Below are 15,374 nucleotides of genomic sequence, written 5' to 3' on the forward strand. Positions count from 1 at the left end.
CGACCTAAGTCACCGGTAAAACCAAACCGAACCTTACGCCCGTTGTGAGTGATCTCCAGCAGGATCATCGCCGAACCAAACATGTGCCCTGCGTTATACAGCGTAGCACGCACGCCCGGCAGCGGCTCAAACGCCTGACCATAACCAATCCCTAAAAAATGACGCATCGCCTGCTGCGCATCTTCGATGTCGTATATCGGCTCAATCGGAGGCTCGTCCTTTTTTTCACGCTTATAGTTGACATGCTCCGCATCGCGCATTTGTATAAAAGCCGAATCCTGAAGCATCACCGAACATAAATCCACCGTCGGCTCCGAACAATAAATCGTACCTTTAAAACCTTGTTTGACGAGGTTGGGAATATTGCCGCTGTGATCAATATGCGCATGCGAGAGAATCATCGCATCAACGGAAGCCGGGTCAAACGGGAACGTACGATTCCGTTCAAAAGCTTCCTGACGCCGCCCCTGGAATAAGCCGCAATCCAATAACAGTTTTTGACCGTTGATACGGATCAGATGCTGCGAACCGGTCACACTGCGGGCTGCCCCGCAAAATTGTATATCCATGATACTTCCGTAATAATTTAATTATACCGTCCGGCGTCGCCGTTCAATCAATACATCAAAAATAGTCTGTATGACATCCGATTCGTATATCGTTTTACCGGCACGCTCATGTTTAGCCATTTCGATCATCGCCTCTGCGACCGCCTGGGCGCGTATTGCGCGATATTTTTTCCATCGGCCGACCAATAAAAAGCCAAGCGCTCGAAATACAACAATTCCTAACGCTTCTCCGATGCGTCGCTCGGATCTTTCGCCGACCAAAAAGGAAGGCCTGAAAATTGATAGCGAACGAAAGCGCAAAGTTTCCAACGCGTTCTCCAGTTCGCCTTTGACCCGACTATAAAAAACACCGGACGATGGCTTTGCACCGATAGCCGTAACGACCAAAAAATTATTAACGCCGTTCTCTTTCGCTATACGTGCACATTCGAAGGGATATGTAAAATCCACTTTGTAAAAAGCCTGTTTTGAACCGGCCGTGCGCATCGTCGTACCGAGCGTACAAAACACATCATGCGCTTTGATCCAATGCGCGGCATTGGTCAACTTATCAAATTCCACGACATGTTGCGTCAATTTTGCGTGCGTAAAAGCAATAGGCTTACGCACCAAAACAATGACGCGATCATAGTCCCGATCTTCTAAAAGCGCATTGAGCAAATGCTGTCCGATAAGGCCGGAAGCACCTACGATCAATGCGGAACGTTTATTTTGCATAGTGCTAAAAGGATGATAAACCGTTGTTTAGTTTAAACTATTTTTTGACTAAAAACAGTAGAAAAATAACATCATTTCAACTACATTGTCCAAAATAATTTTTTTAGATGAAGAGGAACGTAAAATGAAAACCTGGATATTATTTTTAGCGACCGCACTCTCCTTAAATGCTCAACAAATTTCGACGCCGCGGCCAAGCCCCCGCGCAACCGTATCGCAAACCGTCGGTGTTACGGAAATGACCGTAAGCTATCATCGTCCGGGTGTAAAGGGTCGTACGATTTGGGGTGAACTGGTGCCTTACGGCCAGGTGTGGCGCGCCGGAGCCAACGAAAGCACCACCATCAGTTTTTCTGACGATGTCACAATCGAAGGTCAAAAAATCCCCGCCGGTTTGTATGGCATTCAGATGATACCTGAGGCCAATGAGTGGACCGTAATTTTGACCAAGGACGCCAAACTTTGGGGATCATTTAACTATAAACCCGAAAACGATGCCGTGCGCATCAAAGCCAAACCCACTTCCGCAGAAATGACCGAACGTCTTCGATATTCATTTGAAGATGTCAACGACAATAGCACCCTGCTTACCATGCAATGGGAAAAATTGAAAGTCGCGTTTAAAATAGAAACCGACACACCGAATCTGACATTTACCAAAGCACGCGCCGCCATGAATTGGAGCGGACTTATGCAGGCCGCAGCGTATTGTCTTGATAATAATATCAACCTCGAAGAAGGCATGAAGTGGATTGATTTGTCCATCGGTATGAATGAAAATTATTATAATCTCCGCACCAAAGCCCAGTTTGTAGATAAAACCGGAAAACGTGCCGACGCTATCAAAGTCATGGAACGTGCCATGGAGCTTTCTAAAAAAATGCCCTCTCCGCCCTTTGATATCAAGCGCATGGAAGAAGTACTCAACGAGTGGAAAAAGAAAAAATAATTTCCGGAGTTTTCATGAAAAAAATAGTTTTTTACGTGTTCATCGCTATCGCGGGGATCATCACGGCACACGCCCAGCAGCGCCTCAAAACGCCCGATGCCAGTCCGCGTGCCGTAGTCGAACAAACCGTCGGTATGACCGAAATACGTGTAACCTACTACCGGCCGGCGGTGCATGAACGAATCATCTGGGGCGATCTCGTGCCTTATGGCGAAGTCTGGCGCGCCGGAGCCAATGAAAATACGACCGTTTCGTTTTCGACCCCCGTAATCATCGGCGATAGAGAAATACCTCCCGGCACTTACGGCCTTCATATGATCCCGATGCGCGACAAGTGGACGATCATACTGAACCGTGATCACAAGGCATGGGGCAGTTTTTTTTACAATGAGAACCACGACGTTATTCGGTTTAATGTCGAACCGGAAAACTCGGCATTTCAGGAACGCCTGCTTTATACTTTCGACGGAATCGAATCGGACCGTGTAACCCTCGCGCTCAAATGGGAAAAAATCCGAATACCGATTCCGATCCGGGTTGATCTGCATGCCACCGTCCTGGCCGGTTTCAGAGACGAATTAACCAACGTGTCCGGTTTTTTCCCTGAACCTTATGTTCAGGCCGTCAACTATTGCGTACGTAATAAAATAAATTACGATGAGGCGCTTCGTTGGATTGATCACTCGATTGAGCTGCAGGAATCATTTGCCAATCTGAATGCAAAATCGCGCCTGCTGGCAGCAATGGGAAAAAACAAGGAAGCCGATTCGCTCAATGCGCGTGCCATGTATCTCGCCACGGAGGTTGATCTCAACAATCTGGGCTATAGCCTCATGGGCGAAAATAACTTCAAAGAGGCCTTGGCGATTTTTCAGAAAAACGCCAAAGAGCATCCGACATCATGGAATGTTTTTGACAGCCTGGGGGAGTTATACGAACGCATGAACGATAAAAAAGCCGCGATCGAAAACTATCGTAAGGCGTTATCGCTGGTAAAAGACGGACGGAATAAGCAGCGGTTATCTGAAACTATCAAAAAGTTAAGCGGTCGCTGATCGCAGGTAAATCATATCAAAGTTGTTTCAAGGGTAGTTATTAAAAACCATGGTAAAACAAAAAGGTTACTATCCTTGGAACAACGTTGTTTTTTGTCTGAAAAAATAAATCACCCAGGCCAAACCCACCACCAAAGCACATCCGATCACATTGTACCACAAAAAAGAAATGGGTGTAAAAAAGTAACATAAAAAGACAATAACTTCGGCTATGATCGCCGCCGTAAAAGCCGATGTGCCGCCCACTTTTTTCCAGTAAAACGCCAATAAAAATATTCCCAGGATCGTGCCATAAAATAAGGATCCCAGAATATTGACGGCTTCAATCAGAGAACCTAACTGACCCGCCAATTCGGCAAATCCAACAGCGAATGCACCCCAAAATACAGTAGCCCATTTGCTAACGCGTACGTAATGCGCATCCGAAGCATCTGAGCGAAACATCCGCCGGTAAATATCCACCACTGTAGTCGAAGCCAATGCGTTGAGTTCTGCCGACGTGGAAGACATGGATGCCGCAAAAATAGCCGCGATGATAAGCCCTACCAATCCGACCGGAAGATAATCCAGCACAAACGTGAGGAAAATATAATTAGTATCGTTGGTATTCGCCGAAGGATCGTGGGCTTTGATCAGGTCCTTAGCCTTTTCTTTCACTGCGGCCATCTGTTTGTTGATATCGCGCAAATTCGCCTCTTGCTGTTCCATACGCATTTCATCACCGGATTCTTTTGCGGCATTCCATACATGCAGAATCTCTTGTTGCCGTTTAAATAATCCCGCGTGATCGTTTTCCAATCGGACATAATCGGCGGCATACGAGCTTTGATATATACGTTCGGTTTCCAAACGATTGAAAAAAACAGGCGGCATAGTAAATTGGTAAAATGCAAAAACCATAACACCGAGTAAAAGAATCAAAAACTGCATGGGTATTTTCAAAAGACCATTGGTCAAAAGTCCGAGACGCGTCTGTGCAATAGACTGACCGGTAAGGTAACGGCCGACCTGTGATTGATCTGTTCCGAAATAACTTAACTGTAGAAAAAAACCGCCGATGAGCCCCGACCACAACGTATAACGATTATCCCAGTCCCAGGTAAAATCTACCGTATTCATTTTACCCTGACTGCCGGCAAGATGCAATGCATCATTGACTGAAATGCCATCCGGCAAAAGTGCTATTACCGTCACAAAGGCCGCCGCCATGCCGGTTAAAATAATCATCATTTGATGAAATTGCGTCCAGTTCACCGCACGTGCACCGCCTGTCGTCGTATAAATGATCACCAGTCCGCCGATCAGCAGGTTCGTCAATACCAGATTCCAACCCAAAAGTAATGACAAAATGAGCGACGGCGCATATATCGTAAGACCTGCACCAAGTCCGCGCTGAATCAAAAAAAGAAATGAAGCCAGTGTCCTCGTTTTGAGGTCAAATTGTTTTTCGAGAAATTCATATGCAGTATATACTTGTAAGTGCCGATAAAAAGGCACGGCCGTGATACAAAGCAACACCATCGCAAGCGGGAGGCCAAAATAAAATTGTACGAAACGCATACCGTCGGCATAACCCTGTCCCGGCGTCGAAATAAAAGTGATCGCACTCGCTTGTGTCGCCATGATCGAAATCGCAACCGTCCACCACCGCATGTCGCGATTGGAAAGGACATACGAATCCATTGTAGCCACACCGCGGCTTTTATAGATACCGTACGCAATAATAAAAATAAGAGAAACGGCGAGTACCGTCCAATCCAGGGCGGTCATTGGTAGGCAATCCGTATGATATAGAAGATGAAAATGTAAACGGCCAACATCGTTACAGTCAATCCGTACCAACCGCGCCATGACTCAAACGGCGACGGTACATTTTGTTCTTCGTCAGACATACAACCCGAATTTATAATGTGGATAAAACTTGGATAGTGGTACGAATATTAAGAAAGATGGTTTCGTGTCACATCAAAAAGTCGAGCTCTTTTACAAAATCATCCGTCAGATTTTGAACCGGCGGTGATGCCTGTACAGGATCCTGCATCACTTCCTGCAATTCGCCGCGCAGCGCAATATCAATAAATTCCGGGAGCAGCTCTTCATCAAAATGTTTACCTATCCCCTCCTCAAGCAAATGGCAAGCCTGGATAGATGTTAATGGTTCGCGGTACGGGCGCGCACTGGTCAACGCGTCAAAAGTATCGGCAATAGCAACGATACGCGCTTCGATGGGAATGTCTTTCCCTCCGATTTTGTACGGATAACCTTTGCCGTCCATGCGCTCATGATGATAAGCTATGATATTAATCAGCGGCTGACTGGACTTCAGAGGACCGCAGATTTTCACGCCGATATCGGGATGCTTTTTAATTTCATCATACTCTTCTTCGGTCAACTTGCCTTTTTTGAGCAGTACCGAATCGCGTACGCCGATTTTACCGATGTCATGCAGTATTGCGCCTTTGTACAAAATATCTTGAAACCCTTTGGGTACACCGAGCGCGACGCCCAGCTTGATCGAATATTTTCCGACTCTTTCGGAGTGACCACGCGTATACGGATCGCGCGCTTCCACAGCCCGTGAAAACGCGAGGATCACTTCATCAAAATCTTCGAGATTCGCATTCAACTCTTTCATACGTATGGCCGAACGAACGCGCGTCTTAAGCTCCATCGCATCAAAAGGTTTCGTCACGAAATCGTTGGCGCCGGCTTCGATACCGCGTATCTTGTCGGCGGGTCGCGAAAGTCCGGTTACGATGATCACAGGTATATTTTGCGTGGCTTTATTTTCTTTGATTTGACGACAGAGCTCAAACCCGTTGACATAACGAATCACCGTTTCCGTCAATACAACATCCGGCTGAAATTTGGGTAGCATTTCAAGAGCGGCTTTACCGTTGGGTGCTATCTGCACTTCGATGCCGTCATTGATCAGCATGTCCTGCACTTCTTGCGCAATACGCATCTCGTCGTCCACCAGCAAAACCCTGTGGCGACGCTCCGTGTACCAGTGCATTAAGTCTAATTTTTTAAGTTTGCCCTCCGTACTCATACGGCGGTTTATTCCTCCAAATTGAGATTACGAGGACGCTTCAGTATTCGTCGTCCTGCCGTAATCGGTGTTTCTTCACCGACGATTTCGATCACAAAATCATCGACCCAAATTTTTCCTTTACCTTCCAGCCATACACCGTAAAAAATGCGTTCGGCATCCACGGGTACTTGTATGACGACTTCCTGTTTTTTCCATTCGATCGTACCTTTGATCGGACGATCGTACATAAAATCATTGAAGCCTTTGTAACCGCGTGCATCCAAACTAACGAAAAGACCACTCCAATTTTGAATATTATCCGCATTGACAAAAGCCGAAATGCGTATGCGTTTACCCTTGTAATCCGCGGGAGAAGCTTCTTGTAATAAGATCGCCGCGCCTTCCGGCTGGGCATTTCGGGACTCGATGAAAGCGCTTACTTTGCCATTATATTTGGTACCCTTATCAATACCGATGGCGTAATCTTTCGGACAAGCCGGATCCAAGGATTGCGGATCTTTGGCCATATACCAGCCTTCCGGCAACTGCGCCCGGATATCTGTAACACATAAGACCATTACAAATAAAAGATAAACCATATTTTTCATAATATATTCCTCAAGCTCGCAAATGATCTGCGCGCCAGTTTTGTATGGATTTTTTTATTGTGTCCGAGTCCATATTTTCTTCTGCCGCCTTACGCGCAAGTTCCGGAAATTCACTATCCGAGCTAAACCGTTTTCCGGTCAAAATAAAATGACGAAAATTTTCCTCGGCGCGAATCGCACGATCCTGTGCTCGAAGTGCAAAAATACGCGCATAGAAAAAAATAAATACCAACACAATCCATATCAAAACAAAAAGTAATGCCGGCATCCAATCTGAGTTCTCTCGATATGCGGATACGAATTTGTGAATTGAAAGCGCACCGATCACCAGTATCAAGACAAACGTAAGCCCGTGATACAAAGGACGGTATTGCTTGTGGTTGACGTAATTCTGTTCAGCCATATTTTCCGATTTCTTATGTCTTAGGAGAACCTTATTTGATAATACGCAACGTCCGATCAAAAATGCAACTGCAACTTAATTTATGGTTTTTCGACCGGTGCCTGGATATCTAAAAATGCTCGCCACCCGCCGGCTACGGAATAGACGCGCGAATAACCCATTTTTTGCAGATTATCCGCCGCAAGCGCAGAACGAAAACCGCCGCCGCAATAGAGGTACAATACTTGATCGTGGTCCGGGTGTTTGGTTTCGATATCTCTTTCGATAACACCGCGCCCGATATGTTCCGCACCGGAAACGTGGCCCGCCGCATATTCGCTTTCTTCACGCACATCGATCAATGCTATCGCGGGATTTTTTTGAACATCGTCAAGACACTGTTGTACCGAAACTTCTTGCACCCGTGTTTTGGAATCATTTACAACTTTTAGAAAGCCCGGGCTGTGGTTCATACGACCTCTTATTTTTGAGATAACATACTGGTCAATGCGCGACGATTGAGCCCAAAGACGGTTTGTGAATACGCAAAGGTATCCTGTATCGCGCGAATAATGCGCGGCACTTCGTCGGCCATAGATTTATCTTTAATATCCTGTAGAAAAGCCTGTTTGAGAACGCCGTACGAACATTGCAAACGCGCCATCTCGCTCATCAAAAGACGACTGGGAATCGGAGTGCCGCATTCGGGTAATGTAAGTTCACCGAAACCAACCGGCATTTTGAAACCGCTACGTACCCGTTCGATTGTGCCGTCCACGATCGGTTCGTAGATATGCGTATTTTTTCCGGTACGACGACTCTCTTCCGCCAAATCTTTAAGACCAATAAATACGCGGCTCAGCGGATAACGCGCCAACTGCCGTGCACTGCGCAAAGCGGCTTGCGTTTCGATAACGATACCCACACCCGCGCGCCCGTTAGCCCACTGCAGTGTTTTTTCGATTTGACTGCTTTCGGTTACCATGGGTAGTAAAATCTCCGTTGCACCGCCTTTGATCGCATCTTCGATCTCACGTTCCGTTCCGGGGCTAAAGCGGTTGATGATGCAGAGGATCGGCGCCGAGGTGATAGCTCTTATTTTAGCTAAATCGTCAATGCTATCATGTGTGACGGTACCATCCGTAGAGCTTTTACCAATATGCTCCCAATTAATACCGATACCTTTCACGCCGGCTTGCAGCGCTGATTTTACAGTTTCTTCATGCGTAGAAAAAAGATACAAATCAAAAGTCGGTTCCGTCGCCATGCACACTCCCGTTACGCGAACTTATTTCGAATAGTTTTGATAAGCTTTATGTTTATGATAGTAATAAAATCATTACAGATAAGTATAGCGAATATCGTATAAATATAAAAAAACCGCAAGTGTCGTTTATTTAACACCTTTGACGATAAAATAGGATGCGAGTCGCACGCCCTGATGATGCCCCAGCCAACGAATGCCGGTGTCTAATAATCGCGCTATCGCGCGACGCACCGTCGGGTGCGGATGACCATAAAAGCCGGAATAAACCGTCGTTTCAAATCCCGCTTCTTTCAAGGCATGAGCGTATACCTGCGGTTCCAAAAGCCGGTCCGCCCAGTTTCCGTTGCCCGGATCGCACGTATTGGTAGGATGGTCCGGTTTAGGTGGCATACGACCTTCCGTTTTAAAAATTTCCACCGTTGCGCGAATGTCCTCCGCTTTCATACCGCGTGTGCGCTCCGCTAATTCATATATCGTTTCTTTCTTCAAATCCGAATTTTCAGCGCCGATCATTTCGGCTCTGATGCGACGATAGGAACGTAAATCATCCCGATCTTTGTGACCCCATTCGGCTTTACGATCCTCGAGTTCGACACGACGTTGACTGGCTTGCAGTGAACGGCGAATAGCCGGATTGAGCGGATTGGCATGCGTTGACATGACCAATGACATCGCTTTAGAAGGCAACACCGCGGCTTGTTTAAAAAATAGTTCATGCCGATAAATGTGTTCCAACACATCGCATGACACAAACGCATCGCAATTTATTTTTTCGCGTTCAAGAAACTGATGAATCGCATCCAGATCGCCGCATACGAAATCATTGATAGGGATTTGCCAAAGCTCCGAAAGTTTTCGTACGTCTTGTACGGATGTTTCAAAAATATCATTATACACGACGCGCCCCACACCGGCTGCTTTGGCTATGCACGAAAGCAAACCGCATCCCCCGCCGAAATCAACCAAAGTACAACGCGCAATGTCATCCTGTTTCTCCAATGCGAGTGCAAGTATATACACATATTTCTGAAACGTCGGCGTCAATTTTGCAGTATATTTTTTTAAATACCTTTTATTGTAGTCCGATACGGGCACGGCAGACCAATCCATCGTTTTCAGTCGCTCGGCTACCACTTCCGCGCCGCGGTTGAGTTGCGTCAATAGGTCGGTGTTATTTTTAACCGGCAATCCCGGAAAAACAAATCGCATAATACAGATATTCCTTTTTTAAAATCGTCTATGATAATTAATGTCGCAGAAAATGGCGTGATTCGCAAGAATGTATTTCACTGCGTCGATATGAATTATGAATGCAAATTATATTTGTAAGTATGGCTGTTTTTGATAAATTGCGCGCGCATGAAAGGAATAAACAACTATATGCATGCGACAATGGACGATCGAAAATCCTACAATCGCCAAAAACTGTGGCTCGGCATACTATCCGGTGTATTGAGTTTTTGTGTATTGATCGCGGTTTTTTTTTCCGGTTTGTCAGATACGTTGGCCCGATGGGTGATGTCGCAAACGGAGCAACCCTATATACAATTTCTGCTGTATCTATTTACTCTGGGTTTATTGCAAAGCATCGTCACTTTTCCTTTGAGTTTTTATAACGGATATATTTTAGAGCACCGATACCGTTTATCCAATCAGTCATTCAAACAATGGTGTGTTGAAAATGTAAAAGGCTTGACGCTGGGTATCGTGATCGGCGTCCCTTTACTTTTGATCTTTTTTTACACGCTCCGCAACTTTGGATTTTGGTGGTGGCTGCCTTTGGCCGGCGTATTGTTTTTATTCTCCGTTTTGTTAGCGCGCATTGCCCCGACGTTGATTTTTCCCTTGTTCTATACGTTTAAACCGGTCGAAAAAACAGCGCTCGTCGAGCGCATCACCCGCTTGTGCTTAAAAGCCGGTTTGCAAGTCCAGGGGGTATTCGAATTTAATCTTAGTAAAACCACCAAAAAAGCCAACGCGGCTTTTGCCGGTATCGGGAAATCCAAACGTATTTTGCTGGGCGATACGCTGTTAGAACAATTTTCTGACGATGAAATCGAAGTTGTTTTCGCTCACGAAGCCGGTCACTACGCGCACCGCCACATTACCAAAGGCATGATCTGGGGCATCCTTTCTACATTCGGCGGACTTTGTTTGACAGCCTTCGTATATGATAATTTATTTCCTATTTTTGAATATACGGATCGCGCGGAATTGGGCGCATTGCCTCTCATTGCTATCCTGCTGAGTCTATACAACGTTATCACTACACCGGCCGGCCATATTCTCAGTCGTCGGCATGAACGCGAAGCGGACGCGTATGCACTGCGTGAAACCAAAAACCGTGCGGCTTTTATTTCAGCCATGCAGCGTTTGTCGGATACCAATCTTGCGGATGAGAATCCGCATCCGCTGGTGGAATGGTATTTTTATTCACATCCCGCGATCGGCAAACGCATTGCCTCCGCGGAAACGATGATATTGGAATAGCATCTATGTTACAGCTTGTCAATCTTACGGTCGAATTTGGCGGACGCACGTTATTTTCTAACCTCACATGGAAGATCAATGATCGCGACCGCGTGGCCTTGATCGGTCCCAACGGGGCCGGAAAATCCACACTTCTCAAAATCATCGCGCGTCAGCAATCGGCAACAAGCGGCGCCATCGCCCAACCCAAACATTTGCGCGTCGGATATTTGCCCCAGGACGGATTGCATGCCCACGGTAAGCCGCTTCTCGAAGAAGTCGTATCGGCATTTGATGAAATCGTTCGTATCAAACAAAGACTCGATGAATTGGAACATGCTTTGCACACTCTGGATCACGAAGCGCCGGCCTATGCCAGAGCATTGGACGAATACGGACATCTGCATCAGCGCTTAGATGATATGGGCGCGGCCTCCGCCGAATCTAAAGCCGCCAAAATTCTGAACGGTCTCGGTTTTAAAGAAAGCGAATTTGATAAACTGTGCGAACTTTTTAGCGGCGGTTGGCAAATGCGTATCGCCTTAGCTAAGCTTCTTTTGCAAAACCCCGATGTATTATTGCTTGACGAACCGACAAACCATTTGGACATTGACTCCATCGAATGGCTGGAGGAATACATCAAAAATTATGAAGGCGCCATTTTTATGGTGTCGCATGATCGTTATTTTATAGATAATGTTTGCAACCGTATCGTCGAACTCGAACGCCAAACGTTGACCGATTATGTAGGTTCTTACGACGACTATGAAGAACAGAAAGCATTGGCTGAAGAACAACTTCTCGCGGCGTACGAACGCCAGCAGGATGAAATAAAGCGTGTTCAGCTTTTTATTGATCGCTTCCGTTATAAGGCGACCAAAGCCCGCCAAGCGCAGAGTCGCGTCAAGATGCTGGAACGCATGGACCGCATTCAATTGCCTGAGGAAGAAAAACGGGCCATCCAGTTTCGGTTCCCTCAACCGATCAAAAGCGGACGGGTCGCGCTTGAGATCGCTGGAATACAAAAATCGTACGACGGACGACCGATTCTCAAAGGTATCGAATTTGCTCTTGAGCGCGGCGAAAAAGTAGCCCTTGTCGGTCCTAACGGCGCCGGTAAATCAACGCTGTTGCGTATCATCGCGGGCGATGAAACGCCGGATACGGGTACGATCAAGCACGGTTACAATGTTACGATGGAATATTTTGCACAGCAGCAGTCCGATAAACTGGACATGACGCGCAGTGTGTATGAAGAAATCGCTTCGGCGGCAACGAATCAACCGCCCCTACTACTGCGTACCATCTTAGGCGCCTTTCTTTTTTCTGGCGATGATATCAATAAAAAAGTCAAAGTGCTCAGCGGTGGAGAACGCTCGCGTCTCGCCTTTGCCAAAATGCTTCTCAATCCGGCAAATTTTATCATTTTGGATGAACCGACCAATCACATTGACGCACAATCCAAAGAAATTCTGCAGGGTGCGCTCACTGATTATGAAGGCACATTGCTCATCGTCTCCCACGATCGCTATTTTTTGGAAAGCCTTGTCACAAAGGTCATAGAGGTGCGCGAAGGGCATGCTAAAATTTACCCCGGAACATTTGCTGAATATCACGAACGCAAAGTCAAAGAGCACGCCGAAGCCGCTGCGCGCGAATCTATCGCTGAAGTAAAAGTAAAACCGATTGTTTCAAAGCCTGAACGCGAGGTTAAAAAAGAACCGGTCAAAGCCGACCAACAAGCCAAACGTAAACGCGAAAAACAATTGGGCCAAATCGAAAGCGATATTCAAAAAGCCGAAACCCAAAAAATCGAAATCGAAGCTCAGTTAGCCGATCCGCTGCTATATAAAAACCCGGATCGTCAAAAAACGGTCCAATCCGAATACAATGCTTTGCATGCACGTATCACGGCGCTGTATGAAGAGTGGAATGCCCTCGCTGCCGAGCTGTGATTGTTTTCGATCTGAAAATTTTTTAAAAGTCAAAGCCCCGTAATACATGGTATTATCGGGGCTTTACTATGAGGAGGAGAGGAAAACCATACGTTTGACCGTACAGTACTCTTCCAATACGTAATCATACAAGAAAAGTTGCCATCGGGATAAAACGGGTATTAACCCAAGGTGGGACGGCCTACGGTAAGAACAAATACTTTTGAAGCACCGGCTTTTTTTAAAGCCGCAGCACAGGCATTTGCCGTGGATCCTGTCGTAATAATATCATCCACGAGGATCACGGATTGATCTTGTACGCTCGCATCAGCCTTCGCTATAAAAACCCCATCCACATTTTTGATACGATCTTCCGCCGTATTCATTTTCGTTTGTGACTCGGTGTGCCGAACGCGCTGCAAAGTTTCTACATACGATAAACCGGCCAATTGCCCCACGGCACGGGCTAGTAATTCGGCCTGATTGTATCCGCGTTCACGTTTACGAATGGGATTCAAAGGTATAGCGGTAATCCGTGTAGCTGTTTTTAACATCGGGTTAGTATGCACTATCGGCGCCAATCGGTCAGCAAACTTTGGAATCAGCGACAACGCACGCTCGTATTTCAAAGCATGGATAGATTTCTGTAATACCTCATCATAATAATATCCCGCATGGATCGCATCGATCGCGTCGCATCGGAGTATTCCTTCATAATCACTTTCGCCGACCGTTTTGAGAGCGTTCCAGCACGACGCGCAAATATGTTTGTCGGCAGGACCCAAACGTACTCGGCAAGCCAGGCAAGTTGAAGGATAAAAAAAATCGGCCAGCCAATATAAGCTAATACGCAACGAGGCTAACATCATACACCCGCGAGTAAATCGTTAAGGCGTGCAGAAAATTGGGAACGCGGCATCACCGTATCGCAACCGGCTTCGGACGCCTTTTGTGCTAATTCAGTTTGTACATGCGAAAAAAAAGCAATGATAGGAATAGACATAGACACCGGATCCGCTTTGAGTAAACGGATCAAAGCAAACGGGTCTCTTTTTTGGATATTGAGATCTATAAAAATTTTACTATAGCTCTGCTTCAAAAATAAATCGTGGACATTTTCATTCGCCTTATCCGCAACGACCATTTGAATGCCCAGCGCACGGGCTTGCGTTTTTATTTTGGACAAAAAAAGTATGTCTTCGACGAAGAGCAAAATCATGCGGATGGCATGGATGAAGGAATGAAAAACTTAAAAGTGCTGCCTTTACCTAATTCGCTTTCGGCCCATATTTTACCGCCGTGCGCTTCAACGGCGAGTTTGCAAAATGTCAATCCTAAGCCGCGATCCGACTTGAGCCCGCGTTGCTTGAGATCAACTTGTGAAAATTTTTCAAAAATCTTCTCAAGATATTCGGCAGGAATCCCTTCGCCGGTATCCGCCACCGCAAAATACATGCGATGTTCTGCCGCTTGCCATTCGCACGTCAGGGTCAGTTTCCCGCCTTTCTGACTGTGTTTGATGGCATTAAAAAGGAGGTTAGCAATGATGCGCATCAGTAAATCGCGATCCGCCCACACCATCACGTTATCGTCACGCAAGTGCATATCCATAACCAACTGGTATTTTTCGATCATATATTCCAGTTCGCCGATATTGTGCATAAACACTTCTTTCACAGACACGGCTTCCGGGCGAATCACCAGTTTATTCTCCTCCATCCGGCTCACATCCAAAAGTTCCGTCACCATTTTGAGTAACGTACCGGTATTATCTTCCAGTTTTTTGAGAATAGAAACTTGTTTTTCGGTCATGTTCTCGCTCAGCATCGTGAGCAATTCGGTACATCCCATGATCCCGGTTAGCGGGTTTTTGAGATCATGAACGAGCATTTGCGTGAGCGATTCGCGCAAGTGCTGTAGTTGCAGAAGCTGGTCGTGTTTTTCTTCAAGTGCATCTTGATTGGTACGCAGTTCGTCATGCAAGTCTTTGATACGCATCAGGGAACGAATGCGCGACATGAGTTCGGTATAGTTGATCGGTTTGGGCAAAAAATCATCAGCGCCGGCATCCAATGCGTGCGCTTCATCCTCCGGGCGCTGCAAGGCCGTAACCATGACCACCGGCAGTAATGCCGTTTCCGGATTGGCCCGCAAGCGACGGCAGACTTCAAATCCGTCCATTTGCGGCATCATGGCATCGAGTAAAACAAGATCCGGAGATTCTGACGCAACAAGAGCCAACGCCTCTTCGCCGGAATGCGCTGTAATCGCAGCAAAGCCTTTACGAATGAGAAATTGACTTAGGAACCGAACGTTTAATTCCTCATCGTCAACGACTAATATTTGGTGATGTTGTTTTTTCATGAGACCGGACACAAGTGTACTAAGTT

At 46.4% G+C, this 15,374-nt stretch carries 16 protein-coding genes; 4 read left to right on the forward strand and 12 right to left on the reverse strand.

Annotation, left to right across the window (positions count from 1 at the left end; translation table 11 throughout):
* Nucleotides 1-569, reverse strand: a 569-nt coding sequence (locus HUU58_13980) for an MBL fold metallo-hydrolase (protein NUN46781.1), incomplete at its 3' end; no start/stop codon positions are given.
* A 21-nt stretch (nucleotides 570-590) separates the two neighbouring features.
* A complete protein-coding gene (locus HUU58_13985; GenBank protein ID NUN46782.1) occupies nucleotides 591-1,286 on the reverse strand; it encodes an NAD(P)H-binding protein in 696 nt (231 codons plus the stop codon).
* 124 nt (nucleotides 1,287-1,410) lie between these two features.
* On the opposite strand from HUU58_13985, the gene HUU58_13990 reads away from it, so the two are divergent.
* Both HUU58_13990 and HUU58_13995 read left to right on the forward strand, forming a co-directional pair.
* Nucleotides 1,411-2,235, forward strand: a complete 825-nt coding sequence (locus tag HUU58_13990) for a DUF2911 domain-containing protein (GenBank protein NUN46783.1) — start codon at nucleotides 1,411-1,413, stop codon at nucleotides 2,233-2,235.
* A 14-nt stretch (nucleotides 2,236-2,249) separates the two neighbouring features.
* The gene (locus HUU58_13995) at nucleotides 2,250-3,290 is read left to right on the forward strand and encodes a DUF2911 domain-containing protein (GenBank protein ID NUN46784.1); all 1,041 of its coding nucleotides are present in this window, start codon (nucleotides 2,250-2,252) and stop codon (nucleotides 3,288-3,290) included.
* 69 nt (nucleotides 3,291-3,359) lie between these two features.
* Here HUU58_13995 and HUU58_14000 read toward each other — a convergent pair whose 3' ends face one another.
* The 7 genes from HUU58_14000 to HUU58_14030 form a co-directional block, all read right to left on the reverse strand.
* Complete coding sequence (locus HUU58_14000) at nucleotides 3,360-5,060, reverse strand: sodium:solute symporter (protein NUN46785.1); 1,701 nt, start codon at nucleotides 5,058-5,060, stop codon at nucleotides 3,360-3,362.
* A 190-nt stretch (nucleotides 5,061-5,250) separates the two neighbouring features.
* Nucleotides 5,251-6,342, reverse strand: a complete 1,092-nt coding sequence (locus HUU58_14005) for a response regulator (GenBank protein ID NUN46786.1) — start codon at nucleotides 6,340-6,342, stop codon at nucleotides 5,251-5,253.
* An 8-nt stretch (nucleotides 6,343-6,350) separates the two neighbouring features.
* Complete coding sequence (locus HUU58_14010) at nucleotides 6,351-6,932, reverse strand: hypothetical protein (protein ID NUN46787.1); 582 nt, start codon at nucleotides 6,930-6,932, stop codon at nucleotides 6,351-6,353.
* Between the two features lie 10 nt (nucleotides 6,933-6,942).
* A complete protein-coding gene (locus HUU58_14015) occupies nucleotides 6,943-7,335 on the reverse strand; it encodes a hypothetical protein (GenBank protein ID NUN46788.1) in 393 nt (130 codons plus the stop codon).
* An 80-nt stretch (nucleotides 7,336-7,415) separates the two neighbouring features.
* Nucleotides 7,416-7,787, reverse strand: a complete 372-nt coding sequence (locus HUU58_14020; GenBank protein NUN46789.1) for a sulfurtransferase — start codon at nucleotides 7,785-7,787, stop codon at nucleotides 7,416-7,418.
* Nucleotides 7,788-7,795: 8 nt separating this feature from the next.
* Nucleotides 7,796-8,581, reverse strand: coding sequence for a hypothetical protein (locus HUU58_14025; GenBank protein NUN46790.1), 786 nt, complete (start codon nucleotides 8,579-8,581; stop codon nucleotides 7,796-7,798).
* A gap of 126 nt (nucleotides 8,582-8,707) precedes the next feature.
* A complete protein-coding gene (locus HUU58_14030; GenBank protein NUN46791.1) occupies nucleotides 8,708-9,790 on the reverse strand; it encodes a class I SAM-dependent methyltransferase in 1,083 nt (360 codons plus the stop codon).
* Nucleotides 9,791-9,961: 171 nt separating this feature from the next.
* Between HUU58_14030 and HUU58_14035 the strand changes: the two genes are divergently transcribed.
* Nucleotides 9,962-11,071, forward strand: coding sequence for a M48 family metallopeptidase (locus HUU58_14035; GenBank protein ID NUN46792.1), 1,110 nt, complete (start codon nucleotides 9,962-9,964; stop codon nucleotides 11,069-11,071).
* A 5-nt stretch (nucleotides 11,072-11,076) separates the two neighbouring features.
* Complete coding sequence (locus HUU58_14040; GenBank protein ID NUN46793.1) at nucleotides 11,077-13,005, forward strand: ABC-F family ATP-binding cassette domain-containing protein; 1,929 nt, start codon at nucleotides 11,077-11,079, stop codon at nucleotides 13,003-13,005.
* Between the two features lie 161 nt (nucleotides 13,006-13,166).
* Here the strand turns inward: HUU58_14040 and HUU58_14045 are convergent, their stop codons facing one another.
* Genes HUU58_14045 through HUU58_14055 form a run of 3 tightly spaced genes read right to left on the reverse strand, consistent with a single transcriptional unit; the run spans nucleotide 13,167 to nucleotide 15,348 of the window.
* The gene (locus HUU58_14045; protein NUN46794.1) at nucleotides 13,167-13,853 is read right to left on the reverse strand and encodes a ComF family protein; all 687 of its coding nucleotides are present in this window, start codon (nucleotides 13,851-13,853) and stop codon (nucleotides 13,167-13,169) included.
* Nucleotides 13,850-14,203, reverse strand: coding sequence for a hypothetical protein (locus tag HUU58_14050; protein ID NUN46795.1), 354 nt, complete (start codon nucleotides 14,201-14,203; stop codon nucleotides 13,850-13,852). The genes HUU58_14045 and HUU58_14050 overlap by 4 nt, the downstream gene beginning before the upstream one ends.
* Nucleotides 14,200-15,348 carry a response regulator gene (locus tag HUU58_14055; GenBank protein ID NUN46796.1) on the reverse strand — a complete coding sequence of 383 codons (1,149 nt, stop codon included), beginning with the start codon at nucleotides 15,346-15,348 and terminating at the stop codon, nucleotides 14,200-14,202. Before HUU58_14055 ends, HUU58_14050 begins: the two co-directional genes overlap by 4 nt.
* Between the last annotated feature and the right edge of the window lie 26 nt (nucleotides 15,349-15,374).

This window comes from bacterium (genome assembly GCA_013360215.1).
Taxonomy (GTDB): Bacteria; CLD3; CLD3; order SB21; family SB21; genus JABWCP01.